20 protein-coding genes and 1 tRNA gene are annotated in these 19,629 nt (G+C 65.9%); 11 read left to right on the top strand and 10 right to left on the bottom strand.

The genetic code is table 11. The features are described from left to right. Positions 1-27 precede the first annotated feature (27 nt). Entirely contained in the window at positions 28-627 is a 600-nt protein-coding gene (locus ACNFBT_RS04755; protein ID WP_416746900.1) for a hypothetical protein, read from the bottom strand. Here ACNFBT_RS04755 and ACNFBT_RS04750 point away from each other — a divergent pair. Together ACNFBT_RS04750 and ACNFBT_RS04745 are read left to right on the top strand one after the other, a co-directional pair. Beyond that, positions 535-1,671: a collagen-like triple helix repeat-containing protein gene (locus ACNFBT_RS04750; RefSeq protein ID WP_416746898.1), complete on the top strand. Its 1,137-nt coding sequence runs from the start codon at positions 535-537 to the stop codon at positions 1,669-1,671. The two genes, ACNFBT_RS04755 and ACNFBT_RS04750, sit on opposite strands and share 93 nt — an antisense overlap. A gap of 83 nt (positions 1,672-1,754) precedes the next feature. Beyond that, on the top strand, positions 1,755-3,422 hold the full coding sequence (locus tag ACNFBT_RS04745) for a ShlB/FhaC/HecB family hemolysin secretion/activation protein (protein ID WP_416746896.1): 1,668 nt from the start codon (positions 1,755-1,757) through the stop codon (positions 3,420-3,422). A 158-nt stretch (positions 3,423-3,580) separates the two neighbouring features. Here ACNFBT_RS04745 and ACNFBT_RS04740 read toward each other — a convergent pair whose 3' ends face one another. Beyond that, on the bottom strand, positions 3,581-4,342 hold the full coding sequence (locus ACNFBT_RS04740) for a spermidine synthase (RefSeq protein ID WP_416746894.1): 762 nt from the start codon (positions 4,340-4,342) through the stop codon (positions 3,581-3,583). Between the two features lie 194 nt (positions 4,343-4,536). Between ACNFBT_RS04740 and ACNFBT_RS04735 the strand changes: the two genes are divergently transcribed. Beyond that, positions 4,537-5,868, top strand: coding sequence for a flavin-containing monooxygenase (locus ACNFBT_RS04735; protein ID WP_416746892.1), 1,332 nt, complete (start codon positions 4,537-4,539; stop codon positions 5,866-5,868). A 69-nt stretch (positions 5,869-5,937) separates the two neighbouring features. Continuing rightward, positions 5,938-7,284: a class II 3-deoxy-7-phosphoheptulonate synthase gene (locus tag ACNFBT_RS04730; protein ID WP_416746890.1), complete on the top strand. Its 1,347-nt coding sequence runs from the start codon at positions 5,938-5,940 to the stop codon at positions 7,282-7,284. A gap of 63 nt (positions 7,285-7,347) precedes the next feature. On the opposite strand, the gene ACNFBT_RS04725 is transcribed toward ACNFBT_RS04730, so the two are convergent. The 3 genes from ACNFBT_RS04725 to ACNFBT_RS04715 form a co-directional block, all read right to left on the bottom strand. After that, a complete protein-coding gene (locus tag ACNFBT_RS04725; protein WP_416746888.1) occupies positions 7,348-8,568 on the bottom strand; it encodes a winged helix-turn-helix domain-containing protein in 1,221 nt (406 codons plus the stop codon). Between the two features lie 61 nt (positions 8,569-8,629). Further along, complete coding sequence (locus tag ACNFBT_RS04720; protein ID WP_416746886.1) at positions 8,630-9,100, bottom strand: DUF3291 domain-containing protein; 471 nt, start codon at positions 9,098-9,100, stop codon at positions 8,630-8,632. 73 nt (positions 9,101-9,173) lie between these two features. After that, positions 9,174-9,404: a DUF1127 domain-containing protein gene (locus ACNFBT_RS04715; protein WP_416746884.1), complete on the bottom strand. Its 231-nt coding sequence runs from the start codon at positions 9,402-9,404 to the stop codon at positions 9,174-9,176. Between the two features lie 97 nt (positions 9,405-9,501). Here ACNFBT_RS04715 and ACNFBT_RS04710 point away from each other — a divergent pair, with 97 nt between their 5' ends. The 3 genes from ACNFBT_RS04710 (at position 9,502) to ACNFBT_RS04700 (ending at position 11,576) form a co-directional block, all read left to right on the top strand. Continuing rightward, the gene (locus ACNFBT_RS04710) at positions 9,502-10,353 is read left to right on the top strand and encodes a LysR substrate-binding domain-containing protein (RefSeq protein ID WP_416746882.1); all 852 of its coding nucleotides are present in this window, start codon (positions 9,502-9,504) and stop codon (positions 10,351-10,353) included. Positions 10,354-10,551: 198 nt separating this feature from the next. Beyond that, entirely contained in the window at positions 10,552-11,001 is a 450-nt protein-coding gene (locus ACNFBT_RS04705; protein ID WP_416746880.1) for a MarR family winged helix-turn-helix transcriptional regulator, read from the top strand. A gap of 146 nt (positions 11,002-11,147) precedes the next feature. Beyond that, entirely contained in the window at positions 11,148-11,576 is a 429-nt protein-coding gene (locus tag ACNFBT_RS04700; protein ID WP_416746878.1) for an organic hydroperoxide resistance protein, read from the top strand. A 67-nt stretch (positions 11,577-11,643) separates the two neighbouring features. On the opposite strand, the gene efp is transcribed toward ACNFBT_RS04700, so the two are convergent. Next, positions 11,644-12,210: an elongation factor P gene (efp, locus tag ACNFBT_RS04695; RefSeq protein WP_017517001.1), complete on the bottom strand. Its 567-nt coding sequence runs from the start codon at positions 12,208-12,210 to the stop codon at positions 11,644-11,646. A 42-nt stretch (positions 12,211-12,252) separates the two neighbouring features. Beyond that, the gene (gene earP / locus ACNFBT_RS04690) at positions 12,253-13,380 is read right to left on the bottom strand and encodes an elongation factor P maturation arginine rhamnosyltransferase EarP (RefSeq protein WP_416746876.1); all 1,128 of its coding nucleotides are present in this window, start codon (positions 13,378-13,380) and stop codon (positions 12,253-12,255) included. Positions 13,381-13,533: 153 nt separating this feature from the next. On the opposite strand from earP, the gene ACNFBT_RS04685 reads away from it, so the two are divergent. Next, positions 13,534-13,623: transfer RNA gene (locus tag ACNFBT_RS04685), tRNA-Ser, on the top strand. A 400-nt stretch (positions 13,624-14,023) separates the two neighbouring features. Next, positions 14,024-14,275, top strand: a complete 252-nt coding sequence (gene oprI, locus ACNFBT_RS04680) for an outer membrane lipoprotei OprI (RefSeq protein WP_017517003.1) — start codon at positions 14,024-14,026, stop codon at positions 14,273-14,275. Between the two features lie 114 nt (positions 14,276-14,389). On the opposite strand, the gene ACNFBT_RS04675 is transcribed toward oprI, so the two are convergent. The 3 genes from ACNFBT_RS04675 to ACNFBT_RS04665 form a co-directional block, all read right to left on the bottom strand. Then, the gene (locus ACNFBT_RS04675; RefSeq protein ID WP_416746873.1) at positions 14,390-15,364 is read right to left on the bottom strand and encodes a L,D-transpeptidase family protein; all 975 of its coding nucleotides are present in this window, start codon (positions 15,362-15,364) and stop codon (positions 14,390-14,392) included. A 73-nt stretch (positions 15,365-15,437) separates the two neighbouring features. Then, positions 15,438-15,716, bottom strand: coding sequence for a hypothetical protein (locus tag ACNFBT_RS04670; protein ID WP_416746871.1), 279 nt, complete (start codon positions 15,714-15,716; stop codon positions 15,438-15,440). A 69-nt stretch (positions 15,717-15,785) separates the two neighbouring features. Then, positions 15,786-16,391 carry an arylesterase gene (locus ACNFBT_RS04665; RefSeq protein ID WP_416746869.1) on the bottom strand — a complete coding sequence of 202 codons (606 nt, stop codon included), beginning with the start codon at positions 16,389-16,391 and terminating at the stop codon, positions 15,786-15,788. A gap of 10 nt (positions 16,392-16,401) precedes the next feature. On the opposite strand from ACNFBT_RS04665, the gene ACNFBT_RS04660 reads away from it, so the two are divergent. After that, a complete protein-coding gene (locus ACNFBT_RS04660; protein WP_416746867.1) occupies positions 16,402-17,085 on the top strand; it encodes an ABC transporter ATP-binding protein in 684 nt (227 codons plus the stop codon). Between the two features lie 13 nt (positions 17,086-17,098). Then, entirely contained in the window at positions 17,099-19,600 is a 2,502-nt protein-coding gene (locus ACNFBT_RS04655; protein ID WP_416746865.1) for an ABC transporter permease, read from the top strand. Positions 19,601-19,629 lie beyond the last annotated feature (29 nt).

Below are 19,629 nucleotides of genomic sequence, written 5' to 3'. Positions count from 1 at the left end.
TTAGTCCTTCATGGAGGAACTCGCATGTCAGGCCCGATTCGCGTCTTCGCACTTTCCCTTCTGGTCGTTGCTCTGTCGCTGCAGGGATGCAGCAGTCACGGCGGCGGCAGCCATCATAGTTCCGGCAGCAGCGGCGACAGCGGCGCAGGCACTGCCGACGGCGGTTCGGGCGCCAGCGGCGACGGCAGCACCGGCAGTGGTGACGGCGGAACCGGTGGTACGGGCGGCGGCACCGGCGGTACCGGTGGTGGTACTGGCGGCACCGGCGGCAGCACGGGCGGTACCGGTGGTGGCACGGGTGGCACCGGCGGCGGCACGGGCGGTACCGGTGGTGGCACAGGTGGCACCGGCGGCGGCACGGGCGGTACCGGTGGTGGCACGGGTGGTACCGGTGGCGGCACGGGTGGCACCGGTGGCGGCACGGACGGCACCGGGGGCGGCACGACCATTCCCAACCCTACCACCAGCAATATCCTGAGCGAAACCGGCCAGGTCGTATCCAACGTTGGCGGAACCCTCGGCAACGTCGGCGGCGTGGTCCAGAACGTCGATGTCCCGCTGGTCGGCAGCGGCGTCACCGACAACGCCGGTGGCGTCATCCAGCAGGTTGCCGCGGGCGTGAACCATGTCGGCGCCGGCGTCACCGACGGCCTGGGCAACCTGGCCAACAACCCCAACGCCATCGGCACGACCTTGGCCGGCCCAACCAACCTGGTCAGCCACACTGGCGAGGCAGTCAGCAGCCTCGGCGGCACCGTGGCCGCCGTCGGCGACGGCCCGCTGCTGGCGAACACCCCGCTCAACGGCGTCACCGGCCAGCTCGGTGGCGCGGTGGACGGCGTCGGTGGCCAGATCACCATGCTGGGCGACTCCCTCACTGGCGCGGTAACCACCGGCCCGCTGAGCCAGCTGACCACCCAGCTCAGCGGCACCACCAAGGGCCTGGTAGGCACGGTCGAGAACACGACCCGGACCGTCGGAACCACCACCGGCCTGGCCGCGCCGGTTAACAACCTGCTGACCACCGTTGGCACCGCAGTGACCCAGACCGGCAATCAGGTGACCAGCGAGAGTCCAGCGCTGGCCCCAGTCGGCGGAGCCGTCAGCAATACCGGCCAAGCAGTCAGTGCCGCCGGCGGCCTGGTCAATGGCAGCACGACAGGCACCAGCAATCCGGTGGGTGGACTGGTCGGCGGCGTCACCAGCACGGTCGGCACGGTCACCGGCTCGCTGGGCGGCGCGACGGGTGCCAGCAACCCGGTCGGCGGCCTGGTAGGCGGCGTCACCAACACGGTGGGCACCGTCACCGGCTCCCTGGGCGGCGCGACGGGTTCCAGCAACCCGGTCGGCGGCCTGGTAGGCGGCGTCACCAACACGGTGGGCGCCGTCACCGGCTCCTTGGGCGGCGCGACGGGTGCCAGCAATCCAGTGGGAGGCCTGCTCAACGGTGTCACCAACACGGTCAGCGGAGTGACCGGTACCGGCGGTCTGGTCGCAGGCGCCGGCGTCAGCACCGGCGGCACCAGCTCGGGTACCGGGGTTGCCGTGGGCGCCGGAGTCGGAACCACAAGCGGCACCACTAGCCAGGGAGGCCTGCTGGGTACGGTCGGTGGCACGCTCGGCGGACTGGGCGCCGGGTTGGGGGTTGGCGTCGGGACTCCCCAGCAATAATCCGGACATTTCCCATACTGTGGTAGCCAGGAGCCATTTACGGCTCCTGGCCCTCGCTGAAGTCGGTCTCATGGAGGAGCCAGATGCGCAAACTCGCCGCCTTGACCCTGTTGTTGGCAACCCCTCTCGCCTGGGCCGAGCGCCCGATCCAACTCCCCGGCTCCGATATCGAACAGACCCTGCCCCGCCCCAACCTGCCCGGCGGCGAACTTCGACCGACGGCGCCCAAGGTCACTGCCCCCGCTCCGGCGGCCGAACAACCCGGCCAGATCCTGCAGAAACGCATCCAGCTCAAGCGCATCGAGATCGCCGGCGGCGGCCACTACCCGCTGAACACCTGGCGCCCGTTGCTGGAGCCGCTGACCCAGCGGCCGATCCAGGTCAGCGAACTGGTAGCAGCGGCCAAGGCCATCACCCAGCGTTACCAGGACGACGGCTTCTTCATCTCCTTCGCCTACGTGCCGAATCAGGACTTCAGTGGCGGCGTCGCGCGCATCGTATTGGTCGAAGGCCATATCAGAGAAGTGCGCAGCAGTGGCGACCTGGGCGCCCACCAGGCCCGGGTGGACCGCTGGATCGCCCGCCTGAAGGCCGAACGGCCGCTGACCCGCGAAAGCTTCGAGCGCTTCAGCGTGCTGATGAGCCGCGTACCGGGCCTGCAGCTGGCGATGGCGCTCAATCCGCCTACCACCAGCGACGGCGGCGCGGTGCTGGAGCTAGCCGGCCAGAGCAAGCGCTTCAACACCGGCGCCAACCTCGACTCGCGCCACGGCGAACAGCGCGGCCTGCTCTCCGCCGAGGTGAAGTCGATGCTCGGCTGGGGCGAACAACTGCAGTTCAACTACCTCTACCCGCCGGGCGACGATCACGAGTACTACCGCGCCTGGAACTACAGCCAGTTGCTGGGCGACAACGGCCTGCAACTGACGGCCGGCTACAGCCACTACAACTCCACGCCGGAAGACCAGCTGCGCCTGGCCAACGGCCTGGTGTTCGCCCGCAAGCGGGAAAACGAGCGGGTCAACGCAGGCCTGGGTATTCCACTGGTGCTACGCCGCGACCTGACCTGGGACGTGAACCTGCGCGGCTACACGGTGAACGACACCAGCCGCTACGACCTGGTGGTGCCGAACATCCCCTACCGTGTCGAGCAGAAGAGCAAGCTGCGCGTCGTCGGCGTGGACACCGTGGTCCAGCAGTTCGCCGCCAAGCGCGTGCGCGCCGGCAGCCTGGCTATCTACCATGGCCTGAACGGCATGGGTGCGGAAACCCAGGAGCCGATCCGCAAGGACTTCACCCGCGTGCTGGGCTACGGCGCCCAGCAGGATCAGTTCACCGACCGCTGGCAAGGTGTGGTCACCGCCGGCTTCCAGTGGACCGACGACGTGCTGCCCGACTCGGAACAGGTCACCTACGGCGGCGCCAACTTTGGCCGCGGTTATCCGGACGACCAGGCCAGCGGCGACAAGGGCTGGGGCGCGGCCTACGAGGTGAACTATTCCTTCCTGCGCCAGAGCGTGGTGCTCAACCAGATCCAGCCCTACGCGGTGGTGGACACCGCGCGCACCCACTACACCCAGGATGGCCTGCCCGACGCCAAGCTCGGCTCGGCGGCCGTCGGCGTGCGCCTGACCAACCGCAAGCACTACCTGGTATCGATGGAAGTGGCCAAGCCGTTCGGCGACCGGGCGCTGGACAACAACGAGCGCACCCCGCGCCTGAATTTCGCCTTCAGCTACCAGATCCCCTGAGAACCTGTTTACGATCTCGCGAGCTAGAGCAGAACAAGGCAAAAACAGGCGAGGACGCGGAGTTTACGAGCTGTAAATGAGCAGTCCTCGCCTGTTTTTAACGCAGTTATGCCGACGCGCAGCAGATCGTAAACAGGTTATGAGGACGCGCGCCCGGCTCACTGAGCCGGGCACAGCGAATCGATGTAGCCGCGCAGCGAGTAACCGAGCTTCGGTTCGAGACTTGCGACGCGCTTCTTCAAGGCCCGCAGGTTGAGCTCCTGATCCAGCTCGGCGGGCACGAAGACGATCACGTTGCCCTCCGGCACCGGGCACTCCCAGTAGTGCCTGTGGAAGCGCCCGCGGAGCAGCGCCGCCCCCAGCGGGCGGCCATCGTCGGTGCTCCACTGGTTGATCACCAGCCAGCCGCCAGGGCGCAGGCGCTCGCGGCAGGCGCCGAGGAAATCCCAGGCGATGTGAGCCGGCGCGGGGCCGGTGTCGGTGTAGAGGTCGAGGAAGATCAGGTCCGCCGGCTCGCAGCGCTCCAGCTCCTCCACCGCGTCGCCGATACGCAGGTTCAGGCGCGGATCATCGCCCAGCCCCAGGTGTTCGCGAGCCAGCCGGGGAATCGACGGGCGCAGCTCGATGGCCTCCACCTCCTCCAACGGCAGGTACTTCAGGCAGGCCTGGGTCAGGCTGCCGGCACCGAAGCCCAGGAACAGCGCGCGGCGCGGCGTCGCGTGGCACAGCGCGCCGAGCAGCATGGCCCGCGAGTAGTCGTACTCCAGCCAGCTGGGGTCCTGCATCAGCACGCAGCTCTGCTCGACCTCGTCGCCGAACTCCAGGTACCGGAAGGCGCCGCTCTCCACCACCCGGATCACGCCGAAGACGTCACGCTCCTCGACGATCAGGCGTTCTTCGACCAACTGCTCCTCGCTCATGCCAACGCCCCCGGGAAGGCGACTGTGACATTGCGATCCGCCAGGATGCACAGACGGCGCGGATTGCCATTGAACTGCGAGGGCTGAAGCACGTGATAATCCTTCAAAAACAGGCGTGGATCGCCTGAGCAGCCAGGAGCCGGCTGCCAGGCCCGAAAGCCGCAAGAATAACAGCCCAAGAGGCACATCCGAGCATGTATGCCATCATCGGTGCGGGTCCGGCGGGCCTTTCCGCCGCCCGCCAACTGCAGAAGTACGGCATCCCCTTCACCGGTTTCGAACTGCACGGCGACGTCGGCGGCCTGTGGGACATCGACAATCCCCACAGCACCCTGTACCACTCCGCCCACCTGATTTCCTCCAAGGGCACGACCCAGTTCGACGATTTCCCCATGGACATGGACGTCCCACCTTATCCGCACCACACACAGGTGCTGCGCTACTTTCACGCCTACGCCCGGCACTACGGCCTGCACACTCACTACCGCTTCAACACCCGGGTCACCGCCCTGCTCCGCCAGGAGCGCGGCTGGCGGCTGCGCTGCGAACGCAACGGCGAAGTGCACGAAGGGTTGTTCGATGGGGTGCTGATCGCCAACGGCACCCTGCACACGCCCAACCGGCCGGAACTGCCCGGCGAGTTCAGCGGCGAGATCCTCCACGCCAGCCAGTACCGCAGTGCCGACTGCTTCGAAGGCAAGCGCGTGCTGATCGTCGGCTGCGGCAACTCCGCCTGCGACATCGCGGTGGACGCCGTGCACCGTGCACGCTCCGTGGACCTCTCGGCGCGCCGTGGCTACCACTTCCTGCCGAAGTTCTGCCTGGGCCGGCCGATCGACACCTTCGGCAACCTGGTCCGCCTGCCGCGTCCCCTCAAGCAACGGCTGGACGCGGCGCTGCTGCGCCTGCTGATCGGTCGCCCGTCGGACTATGGCCTGCCCGATCCCAATCACCGGCTGTACGAATCGCACCCGGTGGTGAACTCGCTGGTACTGCACCACCTGGCCCACGGCGACATCCGCGCCCGTCGCGACGTGCGCAGCCTGGACGGACAGCGCGTGGTGTTCAGCGATGGCGAGCGCCAGGAGTACGACCTGATCCTGCTCGCCACCGGCTACCACCTGGACTACCCCTTCATCGACCGCGCGCTGCTCAACTGGCCGCGGGACTGCGCCGCACCGCAGTTGTACCTCAACGCCTTCCATCCGCAGTACGACGACCTGTTCGTGCTCGGCATGCTCGAAGCCTCGGGCCTGGGCTGGCAGGGACGCGCCGAACAGGCCGAGCTGGTCGCCCTGTACATCCGCCAACTGGCGGCGGGCAACCCGGCCGCCGAGCGCTTCCGCCAGTTGAAGCGGATGCTCGCCGGGCAGCGCATCGACGGCGGCTACCAGTACCTGCCGCTGGAACGCATGGCCCACTACGTGGACAAGGACAGCTATCGCCGCAGCGTGCGCGAGCACATTGCCGAGCTGCGCCGCGACCTGCCGCGCACCGCTCCGCTGCAACCGCTGCCGGCGCACTGAGGGCGCGCCGCACGCGGGGCGAGCTGATACCATGGGCCTTCACCGCCCATAGCCGCGAACGAGCCATCGATGAGCCTGCCCTGGAGTCCCGACAGCTGGAGAAGCAAGCCGATCCAGCAACAACCCGCCTACCCCGACGCCGCGCGCCTGAACGACGTCGAGCGCACCCTGGCCGGTTTCCCGCCGCTGGTATTCGCCGGTGAAGCCCGCGAGTTGCGCCGGCAGTTCGCCGAAGTCACCGCCGGACGCGCCTTCCTGCTGCAGGGTGGCGATTGCGCCGAGAGCTTCGCCGAGTTCTCCGCGGCGAAGATCCGCGACACCTTCAAGGTGCTGCTGCAGATGGCCGTGGTGATGACCTTCGCCGCCGGCTGCCCGGTGGTGAAAGTCGGACGCATGGCCGGACAATTTGCCAAGCCGCGATCCTCCGGCGAGGAAACCATCGACGGCGTGACCCTGCCCGCCTATCGCGGCGACATCGTCAACGGCATCGGTTTCGACGAGAAGAGCCGCGTGCCGGACCCGGAGCGCCTGCTGCAGGCCTACCACCAGTCCACCGCCTCGCTGAACCTGCTGCGCGCCTTCGCTGGCGGCGGCTTCGCCGACCTGCACCAGGTGCACCAGTGGAACCTGGACTTCATCGCCAACTCGGCCCTGTCCGAGCGCTACCAGCAGTTGGCCGACCGCATCGACGAAACCCTTGCCTTCATGCGCGCCTGTGGCCTGGACACCGCGCCGCAGCTGCGCGAAACCAGCTTCTTCACCGCCCACGAGGCGCTGCTGCTGAACTACGAGGAAGCCTTCATCCGCCGCGACAGCCTGACCGGCGACTGGTACGACTGCTCAGCGCACATGCTGTGGATCGGCGACCGCACCCGCCAGCCCGATGGCGCCCACGTGGAGATGCTGCGCGGCGTCGGCAACCCGATCGGCGTGAAGGTCGGCCCGAGCATGGACAGCCAGGAGCTGATCCGCCTTATCGACATCCTCAACCCGGACAACGACCCCGGCCGCCTCAACCTCATCGTGCGCATGGGCGCCGACAAGGTCGGCGACGGCCTGCCGCGCCTGATCCAGACCGTACAGCGCGAAGGCAGGCAGGTGCTGTGGAGTTCCGACCCCATGCACGGCAACACCATCAAAGCCTCCAGCGGCTACAAGACACGGGACTTCGCGCGCGTGCTCACCGAGGTGCGGCAGTTCTTCGAGGTACACCAGGCCGAGGGCAGCTACGCCGGCGGCATCCACATCGAGATGACCGGGCAGAACGTCACCGAGTGCATCGGCGGCTCCCGCCCGATCACCGAGGCCGGGCTGAGCGACCGCTACCACACCCATTGCGACCCGCGTCTGAATGCCGACCAATCCCTGGAGCTGGCCTTCCTGATCGCGGAAACGTTGAAACAGGTACGGCGCTGAAGCCGTCACATCGCCAGCAGCCACTGAGTACCCGGCGAGCCGCCTTGCGCGGCTCGCCCTCTTTCAGGCCTCCGCCAGCAGCCCCTGCAGGCGCACGCCCGACGGCCGCTGGCAATTCACCTCCACGCGCTCGAGTCCCAGCCAGTTCGCCATCTCGCCGAGCTGCTGCGCCAGCGCGATCCAGCCCTCCTCTCCCGGCCCCTTCGCCTCCTCATGGACGGCGTGCACCACCAGTTTTCCCGCCACACGATCGGAACGCAGGTCGACCCGCGCCACCAGCTGCTCGTCGAACAGGAAAGGCAGCACGTAGTAGCCATAGACGCGCTTGTGCTGCGGCGTGTAGATCTCCAGGCGATAACGGAAATCGAACAGACGCTCGGTCCGCGCCCGCTCCCACACCAGCGAATCGAAGGGCGAGAGCAAGGCGCTGGCTCGCACCTTGCGCGGGATGACCACGTCGGCCGGGCAGTAACCCGGCGCCTGCCAGCCCTGCACCTGAACCGCCAGCAGAACGCTCGCCTCCACCAGCTCGGCCAGGCGCGCCTTGCTGTCGGCCGGCTCCAGGCGGAAGTAATCGCGCAGGTCCTTCTCGGTGGCAACGCCCAACGCCTGCGCCGAATGCAGCAGCAATCGGCGCTGCGCCTCGGCTTCCTCAAGGTCGGGCTGATCGAGGATGGTGGACGGCAGGACCCGCTCGGGCAGGTCGTAGAGCCGCTCGAAGCCACGGCGCCCGGCCACCGTCACCTCGCCAGCGGCGAACAGCCACTCCAGCGCATGCTTCTCGTCGCTCCAGTCCCACCAGGGCCCGGCGCGCTCTTCGCGGGTCGTCAGGCTGCCGGCGCCCAGCGCGCCCTGCTCCCGCACGGCACTCAACACGCGCTGGATCACCCTTTGTTGCTCGCGACCGAAGCGCGCCAGTTGCTGATAGATGCCGCGCCCGTCAGCAGCCCGGCGCATGCGCCAGCGCATCAGCGGGTACAGCTCCAGTGGCAGGAGCGAGGCTTCGTGGCCCCAGTATTCGAACAAGCGCCGATGCCGCCCGGCACTCCAGGCCGCCTCTTCCAGCAGGGTGGGCGAGTAGTTGCCCAGGCGCGAGAACAGTGGCAGGTAGTGCGAGCGCACCAGCGCATTCACCGAGTCGATCTGCAGTACGCCCAGGCGCTCCAGCAGGCCACGCACGTGGCGGCGCTGTATTTCCCCGCCCGGCCTGCGCAGGGTGAAACCCTGGGCGGCCAGGGCCAGGCGGCGGGCTTGCTTGAGGGACAGCGACTCGACCATCGGCATCGGTGGACTCCAGGGCTGAAAGTGTCCTAGAGCCTAGCGCCAAACGAGATGGCTGACTGCATCAGGCCGGCTCGCCGACCCGTTCGGGCATCGGGAATGGCCGGGCAAAGGTGAACACCTCCGGCGACGCGCCTTGCGCCTGCAACTGCTCCAGCTTGCGCCGCGCCATCCGCACGTCGGGCAACTCTCCCGCTGGCAACCACCACAGCGCCAGGCTCGGCGCCGACAGCTTCTCCATCCAGTCGCGCTTGTTGCGCAGCACGGCCAGGTGCTCGCCGCCGTAGACGTACCCGCGCAGCGCCTCGACCGACTCCCAGACCGACAGGTTGACGATGATCAGCGGATCATCGAAGGCACGAATGGTGGTGGCGTCGCCCTCATCGGTCTGCAAGCGCCAGACGAACCCCGGGCTGGACTCGGCCAGCCGGTTGATGTGATCCAGTTGGTCGACGAAGCCTTTCATCACGGGGTGGTCCAACGGTGCACGGGCCTTGGCGATATTGACCTGGGCGAGATGGTAGTTCGAAGGCATGGGGCATTCCCTGGCGAAGTGGTTTATCCGGTACAACGGCGGGCGGCACGATCTCCCGTGCCGCCCCTGCAGATCAACGTCTCAAATGATCGATCCAGAATGGACGCTCGATTTCCTCCTGGATATCGGCACGGCTCAGGCCGATATCCTTGAGCGCCTCATCGCTCATGCCGGCCAGCAGGCTGCGCTGGCGGGCCAGTTCGCGCCAGCGCAGCACTCGCTGCATGGCACGCCTCCACAGGGGTACGGCCAGTTCCTTGTGGACGTGATAGGACATCGATACGAAACCCAGTTGACCTTTCATCGTGAATCCCTCCGTGTGGGCCTGGATGCAGTCTCGCCTCGGGACTAAGATCAATCCAACGAATCATTCTTATGCAACCCATCTCGGAGATTGATGAATGAGCAGCTTCCCCAGTATCGACAGCGAACTGCTGCGCACCTTCGTCGCCATCGCCGATCACGGCGGCTTCACCCGCGCCGCCGAGGTGGTCAACCGCACCCAGTCGGCGGTGAGCATGCAGATGAAGCGCCTGGAAGAAGACGTGCTGGAGCGCGCACTGTTCGAGCGCGATGGACGCCAGGTGCGCCTGACGCCTGAAGGCCAGGTATTGCTGGGCTTTGCCCGGCGCATCCTTCGCCTGCAGGGCGAGGTGTTCAACACCTTCCGCCAGCCGCACATGGTCGGGGCGGTGAAGATCGGCACGCCCGACGACTACGTGATGCGCTTCCTGCCGGAGATCCTTTCGCGCTTCGCCGAGGCCTATCCGCTGGTCCAGGTGGAAGTGCACTGCGAATCGTCGGCGCAACTGCTGCTGCGCAATGACCTGGACCTGTCCATCGTGACCCGCGAACCGGGAACCGAAATCGGCCAGCTGCTGCGCCAGGAGCCCTTTGTCTGGATGGCCGCCGAGGGCTTCTGTCCGCAGGAGCAGCGCCCACTGCCGCTGGCGATGTTCAACACCGCCTGCTTCTGCCGCGCCTGGGCCTGCAACGCGCTGGAAGCCATGGAAGTGGATTACCGCATCGCCTACAGCAGCCCGAGCCTGTCGGCCCTGTTCGCCGTGGCCAGCGCAGGGCTGGCGGTGACCGCGCAACTGCGCAGCCTGCTCACCGGCAACCTGCGCATCCTGGGTGAGGACGAGGGACTGCCGCAGCTCCCCAACGCCAGCATCGTGCTGCTGCGCGGGACGAAGATGACGCCGGTCACCGACAAGCTGGCGGAGTACATCGTCGAAGGCTTCCGCGCCTGACGAAAGCTGGTCGAGCGCGTACTGGCAGGCAGCCCCATGGCAGGCTGCGAGCCTCCGAACGGCCGGGAATCAGCGTGGCCGCTGTTCAACAAATAGCCATCGCGCTAAATTAATGCGCAATTACCTGTTCATCCCGGACGTTTACCCCAGGACCTCTACCCAGGGCGTCTACCCAGGCCCTCTATCCAGGAGACTGCGATGGCCCAGCCAGACCCGACCTGCGAAGCACTCAAGCTCGACAACCAGCTGTGCTTCGCCCTCTACTCCACGTCCCTGCAGATGACCAAGGTCTACAAGCCGCTGCTGCAGGCGCTGGGGCTCACCTACCCGCAATACATCGCCATGCTGGTGCTGTGGGAAGGCGACGGCATCACCGTCGGCGAGATCAGCGCACGCATGCTCACCGACCCCGGCTCCCTCACCCCGCTGCTCAAGCGCCTGGAGGCCGAAGGCCTGATCACCCGCACTCGCAGCCAGGCCGACGAGCGCGTGGTGCAACTGCGCCTGACCGACAAGGGCCGCGACCTTCGCCGACAAGCGGAGAGCATTCCGGGCTGCATCCTCGCCAGCAGCCGTCTAACGTTGGAAAAGCTCCAGCGCCTCCAGCAGGAACTGGTGGAGCTGCGCGAACAGCTGCAAGGCCCGTAATCCGGGCTTATGCCTGATCGCACTGTTCCTTAGTCCGAAATCTTCCGAAATTTATCTTGCGCACTAAATTAAATAGAACTAACTTTCATCTCACGCACTACTTAGTGCACAAGATATTAACCAGCAAGACAATCGGAGACACCGCCATGCAAACCATCAAAGCCCTCTACACCGCCACCGCTACCGCCACCGGAGGCCGCGACGGCCGCGCCATTTCCTCCGACGGCATCCTCGATGTGAAACTGAGCACCCCGCGCGAACTGGGCGGCCAGGGCGGCGAAGCCACCAACCCGGAACAGCTCTTCGCCGCCGGCTACTCCGCCTGCTTCATCGGCGCCATCAAGTTCGTCGCCAGCCAGAGCAAGAAGCAGATTCCGGCGGACGCCTCGATCACCGGCAAGGTCGGCATCGGCCAGATCCCGGGCGGGTTCGGCCTGGAAGTGGAACTGAACATCAACCTGCCGGGCCTGGATCGCGCCGAGGCCGAGGATCTGGTCGCCAAGGCCCACCAGGTCTGCCCCTACTCCAACGCCACCCGCGGCAACATCGCCGTACGCCTGAACGTGAGCGTCTGAAGAAAGCCAGACGGCAGAAACGAAAAAGCCCGGCATCAGCCGGGCTTTTTCTTGTCTCGGTTCAGGCTCAGGCCTTGACGCGGGACTTGTACTCGCCAGTGCGGGTATCGATTTCGATCGAGTCGCCGATTTCGCAGAAGGCGGAGACCTGAACCTCGGCACCGTTCTTCAGGCGAGCGGTCTTCATCACTTTACCGGAGGTGTCGCCACGGACAGCCGGCTCGGTGTAGACGATTTCGCGAACGATGGTGGTCGGCAGTTCAACGGAGATCACTTTCTCGTTGTAGAACACCGCTTCGCAGACGTCAGTCATGCCGTCTTCGATGAAGGTCAGCACGCCTTCCAGATCGTCTTTCTCGATCTCGTACTGGTTGAACTCGGTGTCCATGAAGACATACAGCGGGTCCGCGAAGTAGGAGTAGGTCACTTCCTTACGGTCGAGGATGATCGGCTCCAGCTTGTCGTCGGCCTTGAACACGGTCTCGGTGCCGGCACCGGTCAGCAGGTTCTTCAGCTTCATCTTGACGACCGCGGAGTTACGGCCGGATTTGTTGAACTCGGCCTTCTGGATGACCCAGGGGGCGCCATTGATGTTGGCAACCTGGCCAGCGCGGAACTCTTGTGCGGTTTTCATACGATTATCCGATTGGATTGGAGACAAAAAACAGGGGCCATATCATAGCCAATTTGTATAAAAACACACCAGCCCCGCCGCAAGATCGGTTTGTTCGGTCAGACGCCGCTGCCAATTTCCAATCCAGGCGGACCACTCTGGGAGCCGCTCCTCCAGCCTCCGCCAGGCCTCGCCGACCTCGCCGCGGCCGTTCCAGGCCAGCCAGAAATCACTCAGCGCCTGCCGCAGCCCTTCGTCCATCCCCTCGGCGAACAACGCCAGGAACGCTTCCAGCTTTTCCAGGTGGATGTCTTCGTCCTGCTGGTAGATGTGCCAGACGAAGGGGCGCCCCGCCCATTGCGCGCGGACGAAGGAGTCCTCGCCACGCACCGCATTGATGTCGCAACTCCACAGCAGCGCGTCGTAGTCCTCCTGGCGGACGAACGGCAGCACCTGTACCCGCAGCGCGCCGCGCTCGCAGCACTGCCCTACCCCCAGCGGCTGCCGTGCCCAGTGCTCGACGTCAGCCAACACTCGACCTTCGGGCACCAGCAGCAGGGTTGGCGAGGCCCCCTCGGCCAGGGTATCCAGCCAGCCGGCGAGTCCGGGGTTTTCATAGGCGAACAGGGAAATGCGCCGCTCCCCGTCGCGCACCTGCACGCCGAGACTTTCGAGAAAACGAACGCTGCTGGCGGGATCGGCCTGGAAGGCGTCCCGACGCCGGATCAGGTCGCCCTCGCGCAGCAGCCCCCCGGTGAGCGACGTGAAGCCGGGGAAATAGAAATACTTCTGCAGGCCGCTGGGCTGCATCGACGGCAGGCCATGGCAGGACTCCACCCAGGACTCGGCGCTGAGGTATTCGAGGTTCAGCCACAACGATGGCTTCGCCCGCCGAGCCATGGCTTCTATATAGGCAGGCGGCATTGAACAGGCGAAGGCTTCGATCACCACATCCGCCGCATCGGTATCCTGCCAGGCCTTCGGCCAGCGTCGCACCTCGACGCCGGACTGCCGCTGCGATTGCGCCTGCTGGTCGGCCTGGGGGCAGATGCGCACGAAGGCGGCCAGGTCATCCACCCACAGGCGCACCGCTTGCCCATGCTCGGTCGCCAACTGGCGAGCCAGACGCCAGGTAACGCCGATGTCGCCATAGTTGTCGACCACGCTGCAGAAGATGTCCCAGCTCGCCATACCCTTGCGCCCAGCTCTTTAGAAGGCGCCAGTGTACCCGCGATCCGGCCTTTTCTCCTTAAGCCGATGAATCCGTTGAAAAAAACATTTGCGTTTGGGAAAACCTTTGAGTAAAGTGCGCGCCTCGACAGACACAGCGCTGTCGAGAAATCTGGTGAGGTGTCCGAGCGGTTGAAGGAGCACGCCTGGAAAGTGTGTATACGAGAAATCGTATCGAGGGTTCGAATCCCTCCCTCACCGCCAGATCATGAAAAAGCCCGGCTAAGCAATTAGCCGGGCTTTTTCGTTATGTCGCCACACTTTTTCACGCCCAGCAAGTTGCCACTTGCGGACAACTGCATAATGGCGATTAAACAGTTGTTCGACGATTGACGACAGTCATCTGACCGCCCAGTTCCCCATCGACAGAAACAGACTACCCTCCCGTCTGACACCCATTGGAAACACTCCTTTGCCAGATTGGACAGTTTTTGCCCAAATCCGCCTCTCGCAACTGCAAATACCGTCCTTACATGAAAAAAAAGTGCCTTACTTGCGTCCAGTCAGTTTACTTACTACAAGTAATGGGTACTATGTAGTCCGGCTAATTTCCCAGTCATGGGAGATTGCTTTTAATGGAAATGTCCACCTTAAGGGGAACACGATGAACAACGTTCTGAAATTCTCTGCTCTGGCTCTGGCTGCTGTTCTGGCCACCGGTTGCAGCAGCCACTCGAAAGAAACCGAAGCACGTCTGACCGCTACTGAAGACGCCGCTGCTCGCGCTCAAGCCCGTGCTGACGAAGCCTATCGCAAGGCTGACGAAGCTCTGGCCGCCGCTCAGAAAGCCCAGCAGACCGCTGACGAGGCTAACGAGCGCGCTCTGCGCATGCTGGACAAAGCCAGCCGCAAGTAATAGATCTTCGGATCTGTTAAAAAACCGACCCCTCGGGGTCGGTTTTTTTATGCCCGCAGAAAGCGCGCGCAAGAAAAAGCCCGCTCGAAGCGGGCTCTTTCAAAGCAGTACGAGTTACTGCAGCGGCATGGCGTCCTGATCGACAGTGGCCGCAACCGGCGCACCCTGCGCTTGCGGCTGGGCAATGGCGACCGGCAGACCATCTTCGGCAGCCACGACTTCACGCACCACGTTCCAGTCCATCTGCATCTGGCTGGCGATGTCTTCGCGCTTGAGCAGCGCATTGATCACTGCAGTGTGCTTGTCGACCACCGACGGATTGCCGTTGTCGTCGATCGGCGCGTGCGCCTCGAGATAGATCTTGCCTTCGCTGCGGCCGAACTTGTACGGCTCGTTGATGATGCGCACCTTGGTGCCCACCGGAATCATCGAGAACAGCTGGGTCACGTCCCAGTTGTACATGCGGAAGCAACCGTGGCTGGTGCGGGTACCGATGCCGAACTTCTTGTTCGAACCGTGGATCAGGTAGCCGTGGAAGCCCAGGCTCATCTTGTACGGACCCAGCGGGTTGTCCGGACCCGCCGGCACCACGGTAGGCAGCGGATCGCCATCGGCTGCGTGCTCGGCGCGGATCGAAGCCGGCGGATACCAGGCCGGGTCCTTGGTCTTGGCGATCACAGTGGTGCTGCCGACCGGCGAGCCCCACCCCTCACGACCGATGCCCAGGGCGTAGGTGTAAACCACATCCTTGCCCTTGGGGTAATAGTAGAGGCGGTACTCGGCCAGGTTGATCACCACGCCTTCGCGCGGTCCCGCCGGCAGGATGAAGCGGGTCGGAATGATCACCTCGGTGCCCACGCCCGGCAGCCAGGCATCGACGCCCGGGTTGGCGGCGATCATTTCGGAGTAGCCGAGGCCGTATTTCTCGCCGAGGTCGGCGAAGGTGTCTTCGTACTTGGCCTTGATCACCTGTACCTGACCGACGATATCGTCGCCCGGCGCCGGCAGCGGCAATTCAATGGCGGAAACGGGGGCCGAGAGCAACGCGGCTAAGGACAGCGAGCAGGCGGCAATGACGCGCGACAACATCCGAGAATCCTTGACATGGGCAATGGGCAAAGGGGAACCAGTTTACCACTGCCAGCCGCGTCACTGGGAGATATCAGACGAGCCAGGAGGCCCGCGCGCCGTGCTTTTCCTGTTCCAGTTGTTTCAGGCAGGCGCCGCACACGCGGCGGTCGCGCAACAGCGGCTTCTCGAGCCCACGCCAGAGAGGCTGGGCCGGCAGCAAGCTGCCGCAGAGCGTGCGGTCGGCCGGCGTTCCCAGCTCCAGTTGGCGCGCGACAAGGTGCACCCGGACCTCGCGGCAGGCGAACAGATCCAGCTGCTCATCGGGCTCGATCAGCTGGTAGGCGAAGTGAGTCCAGGCGGGGCGCGGCATAGGGGCTCCAGAAGGGTGCGCAAACATAGCCGAAAGGCCGTTCGCGGGGAAGCCTTGATACAGCGTAATTCAGAGCAGCGGCTTGAGCGCCGGCCACATATTGTCGAGCAGTTTAGGCTGCGCAGCGAGGGCCGGATGAATGCCATCCGCCTGCATCATTCCCGGCACCCCGCCGACACCGTCGAGGAAGAACGGCACCAGAGCGATTTTCTGCTCCTGGGCGACCGTCTCGAACACCTTGGAGAACGCATCGGTATAACGCTGCCCGTAGTTCGGCGGAAGCCTCATACCCAGCAGCACCACCCTGGCACCCGCCTTCTGCGACAGCTGCACCATGCCGCTAAGATTCTGTTGCAATTGCGCCGGCGCCATTCCACGCAGCCCGTCATTGCCGCCCAACTCGATCACCACCAGCGTCGGCTTCTGTGCGGAAAGCAGCGCCGGCAGGCGCGCGAGGCCACCCGCGCTGGTGTCACCGCTGATCGACGCATTGACCACCTCGTAGCCGAAACCCTGCTCCTTCAGGCGCTTGTCCAGCAGGCTCACCCAGCCCCGGCCGGTATCCAGCCCCAAACCGGCGCTGATACTATCGCCGACGACCAACAGCGTCTGCGCCGCAGCCTGCTGCGCAATCAGAAGCAACGCCAGGCAGCCGCCCATTAGCCATGCACGCATCGGATTCTCCATGAGCGAACGCATTCTCACCGCGCGAAACCTTAGCAAGGTTGTTTCCAGCGCGGAAGGCAAGCTGACGATCCTCCACGACCTCTCCCTCGACCTCTCCCGCGGCGACAGCCTGGCGATCGTCGGCAGTTCAGGCTCCGGCAAATCCACCCTCCTCGGCCTGCTCGCCGGGCTCGACCTGCCGTCAAACGGCGACATCGTCCTGCTCGGCCATGCGCTGGGCAGCCTGGACGAGGATCAGCGCGCACGCGTCCGCGCCGCCCACGTGGGCTTCGTGTTCCAGTCGTTCCAACTGCTCGACAGCCTCAGCGCCCTGGAGAACGTCATGCTGCCGCTGGAGCTCGATGGCCGCGCGGACGCCCGGCAACGCGGCCGCGAACTGCTCGAGCGCGTCGGTCTCGGCCAACGCCTGACCCACTACCCGCGCCAGCTCTCCGGCGGCGAGCAACAGCGCGTCGCCATTGCCCGTGCCTTCGCCGCCGAGCCGGACGTGCTGTTCGCCGACGAACCCACCGGCAACCTCGACACGCACACCGGCGAGCGCATCAGCGACCTGCTGTTCGAACTCAACCGCGAACGCGGCACCACCCTGGTGCTGGTGACCCACGACGAACGCCTGGCCCACCGCTGCCAGCGCCAGATCCGCCTGGAAAGCGGCCACCTGATCGACCACGCCGAACCCTGACGGACGAGAGCCGATGAAGCCACTGTCGCTGCCGAACCTGTTCCGCCTGTCCTTGCGCCAGCTGTGGCGCGAGGGGCGCAGCGGCGAATTGCGGGTTCTGTTCTTCGCCCTGCTGATCGCGGTGGCGGCCAGTTCCGCCATCGGCTATTTCAGCGCCCGGCTCAATGGCGCGATGCTGGTGCGCGCCGCCGAATTCCTCGGCGCCGACCTGGTATTGAGCGGCACCCAACCCGCCACCGGCGAACAGATCGACAGCGGTCTCAGGCTCGGCCTCCAGCACGCGCGCAGCGTCGAATTTTCCAGCGTGGTAGCCACCGACCAGGGCATCCAGCTCAGCAGCGTGAAAGCGGTGGGCGACAGCTACCCCCTGCGCGGCGAACTCAAGAGCGCGCCCGAGCCCCTGCAGCCCGAAGTCGAAGGCGGCCGACCGCAGTCGGGGGAGATCTGGGTCGAGTCGCGTCTGTTGGCGAGCCTCGAACTGAAGGTTGGTGACAGCGTCGACATCGGCCGCAAGTCCCTGCGCATCACCCGCGTACTGACCTATGAGCCGGACCGCGCCGGCGACTTCTACAGCCTGACGCCACGGGTGCTGATGAACCTGCAGGACCTGGACGCCACCGGCGTAGTCCAGCCCGGCAGCCGCGTGCGCTATCGCGACCTCTGGGGCGGCTCGCCGGAGGCGCTGCAGGCCTATAGAAAGGCAACGCAGGACGGCCTCGCCGCCAACCAGCAATTGCAGGACGCCCACCACGGCAACCGGCAGATCGGCGACGCCCTCGGCCGCGCCGAACGCTACCTCAACCTCGCAAGCCTCGCCGCCGTGCTGCTCGCCGGCGTCGCCGTGGCACTCTCGGCCAACCGTTTCGCCACCCGCCGCTTCGACGCCAGCGCACTGCTGCGCTGCCTTGGCCTGTCACGCCGGGAAGCCCTGCTTCTCTATGGAACGCAATTGCTCACCCTGGGGCTGGTCGCCAGTCTCTGCGGCACCGTCCTCGGCTGGCTCGCCCAGCAGGGCCTGATGCATCTGCTGGGCAACCTGCTGCCACCACAGATTCCCGAAGCAGGGATAGTCCCCGCGCTGGCGGGCATGGGAACCGGCCTCGTCGCCCTCGCCGGATTCGCCCTACCTCCGCTGGCCGCACTCGGTCGCGTACCGCCGCTGCGGGTGCTGCGCAGCGACCTGCTGCCGGTGCCGATGCGCACCTGGATGGCCTATACCTGCGCACTGATCGCCCTGGGCCTGATCATGTGGCGCTTGAGCCTGGACCTGAAACTGACCCTCGCCCTGCTCGGCGGCGGCGCCATCGCCGCGGTGATCCTCGGCGTCCTCCTGCTGCTCGCCCTGCGTGGCCTGCGCAGGGCATTGCAAGGCGCCAGCCTGCCCTGGCGCCTTGGCGTCGGCCAGTTGCTGCGCTACCCGTTGGCGGCGGCGGGACAGAGCCTGGCCTTCGGCCTGATCCTGCTGGCCATGGCGCTCATCGCGCTGCTGCGCGGCGAGCTGCTGGACACCTGGCACGCGCAGCTGCCGGCGAACGCGCCGAATCACTTCGCGCTGAACATCCTCCCCGCCGAGAAGGACAGCTTCGAGCAGCGGGTGAAGAAGCTCTCCCCCAACGCCGAAGACCTCTATCCGATGGTGCCCGGTCGCCTGGTGGCGGTGAACGGCCAGCCGGTCCACGCGCTGAGCGAGGACGTCCGCAGCGAGCGCGCCCTGCAACGCGACCTCGGGCTGACCTGGTCGGCGCGCCTGCCCGCAGGCAACCAGATCGTCGCCGGCCAGTGGTGGCAGGCCGGAGAACAGAGCGCCTTGCCCGGCGTTTCGGTGGAAGAGAAGCTCGCCAACAACCTCAGCCTGAAGGTCGGCGACCGCCTGAGCTTCAGTGTCGCCGGCCAGACCCGCGAGGCACAGGTGCGCAGCCTGCGCTCGGTGAAGTGGGACAACTTCCAGCCGAACTTCTTCATGGTCTTCGAGCCCGGCACCCTGACCGACCTGCCGGTGACCTACCTGACCAGCTTCTACCTGCCGATCAGCCAGGAGCGCGACCTGATCGAACTGGCGCGCGCCTTCCCGACCGTCACGCTGCTGCCGGTGGACGCACTGCTCGCACAGCTGCGCAGCATCCTCGATCAGGTGACGCTGGCGGTGGAGTACGTGCTGGTATTCGTCCTCGCCGCCGGCTTCGTGGTGCTCTTCGCCGGCCTGCAGGCCACCCTCGACGAGCGCCTGCGCCAGGGCGCCCTGCTCCGTGCCCTGGGCGCGGAACGCCAGCTGCTGATGCGCACCCGGCGCAGCGAATTCGCCCTGCTCGGCGCGGTCAGCGGGCTGCTGGCGGCGCTGGGCTGCGAGCTGATCAGCTACCTGTTGTACCGGCTGGTCTTCGAGCTGCCGTGGAGCCCGCACCCCTGGCTGCTGGCGCTGCCCGTACTGGGCGCGCTGCTGGTCGGCGGCGCCGGACTGCTCGGCACGCGGCGGGCATTGAGCGTGAGCCCGTTGCGCCTGCTGCGCGAAGGCTGATCGGGTAGACTCCCCTCATCATCCCCGTC

Source organism: Pseudomonas sp. NY15181 (assembly GCF_048068055.1).
Classification (GTDB): domain Bacteria; phylum Pseudomonadota; class Gammaproteobacteria; order Pseudomonadales; family Pseudomonadaceae; genus Pseudomonas.
The sequence above is the reverse complement of the archived record's forward strand: the minus strand, read 5'-3'. Positions and strand labels throughout refer to the sequence as shown.

What these genes read in the sequence shown, in the direction of transcription:
- ACNFBT_RS04755 (WP_416746900.1), bottom strand. Translation starts at nt 627, where the DNA reads ATGGTTCACGCCCGCGGCAACCTGCTGGATGACGCCACCGGCGTTGTC.
- ACNFBT_RS04745 (WP_416746896.1), top strand. Translation starts at nt 1,755, where the DNA reads ATGCGCAAACTCGCCGCCTTGACCCTGTTGTTGGCAACCCCTCTCGCC.
- ACNFBT_RS04740 (WP_416746894.1), bottom strand. Translation starts at nt 4,342, where the DNA reads ATGAGCGAGGAGCAGTTGGTCGAAGAACGCCTGATCGTCGAGGAGCGT.
- ACNFBT_RS04735 (WP_416746892.1), top strand. Translation starts at nt 4,537, where the DNA reads ATGTATGCCATCATCGGTGCGGGTCCGGCGGGCCTTTCCGCCGCCCGC.
- ACNFBT_RS04730 (WP_416746890.1), top strand. Translation starts at nt 5,938, where the DNA reads ATGAGCCTGCCCTGGAGTCCCGACAGCTGGAGAAGCAAGCCGATCCAG.
- ACNFBT_RS04725 (WP_416746888.1), bottom strand. Translation starts at nt 8,568, where the DNA reads ATGCCGATGGTCGAGTCGCTGTCCCTCAAGCAAGCCCGCCGCCTGGCC.
- ACNFBT_RS04720 (WP_416746886.1), bottom strand. Translation starts at nt 9,100, where the DNA reads ATGCCTTCGAACTACCATCTCGCCCAGGTCAATATCGCCAAGGCCCGT.
- ACNFBT_RS04715 (WP_416746884.1), bottom strand. Translation starts at nt 9,404, where the DNA reads ATGAAAGGTCAACTGGGTTTCGTATCGATGTCCTATCACGTCCACAAG.
- ACNFBT_RS04710 (WP_416746882.1), top strand. Translation starts at nt 9,502, where the DNA reads ATGAGCAGCTTCCCCAGTATCGACAGCGAACTGCTGCGCACCTTCGTC.
- ACNFBT_RS04705 (WP_416746880.1), top strand. Translation starts at nt 10,552, where the DNA reads ATGGCCCAGCCAGACCCGACCTGCGAAGCACTCAAGCTCGACAACCAG.
- ACNFBT_RS04700 (WP_416746878.1), top strand. Translation starts at nt 11,148, where the DNA reads ATGCAAACCATCAAAGCCCTCTACACCGCCACCGCTACCGCCACCGGA.
- efp (WP_017517001.1), bottom strand. Translation starts at nt 12,210, where the DNA reads ATGAAAACCGCACAAGAGTTCCGCGCTGGCCAGGTTGCCAACATCAAT.
- earP (WP_416746876.1), bottom strand. Translation starts at nt 13,380, where the DNA reads ATGGCGAGCTGGGACATCTTCTGCAGCGTGGTCGACAACTATGGCGAC.
- oprI (WP_017517003.1), top strand. Translation starts at nt 14,024, where the DNA reads ATGAACAACGTTCTGAAATTCTCTGCTCTGGCTCTGGCTGCTGTTCTG.
- ACNFBT_RS04675 (WP_416746873.1), bottom strand. Translation starts at nt 15,364, where the DNA reads ATGTTGTCGCGCGTCATTGCCGCCTGCTCGCTGTCCTTAGCCGCGTTG.
- ACNFBT_RS04670 (WP_416746871.1), bottom strand. Translation starts at nt 15,716, where the DNA reads ATGCCGCGCCCCGCCTGGACTCACTTCGCCTACCAGCTGATCGAGCCC.
- ACNFBT_RS04665 (WP_416746869.1), bottom strand. Translation starts at nt 16,391, where the DNA reads ATGCGTGCATGGCTAATGGGCGGCTGCCTGGCGTTGCTTCTGATTGCG.
- ACNFBT_RS04660 (WP_416746867.1), top strand. Translation starts at nt 16,402, where the DNA reads ATGAGCGAACGCATTCTCACCGCGCGAAACCTTAGCAAGGTTGTTTCC.
- ACNFBT_RS04655 (WP_416746865.1), top strand. Translation starts at nt 17,099, where the DNA reads ATGAAGCCACTGTCGCTGCCGAACCTGTTCCGCCTGTCCTTGCGCCAG.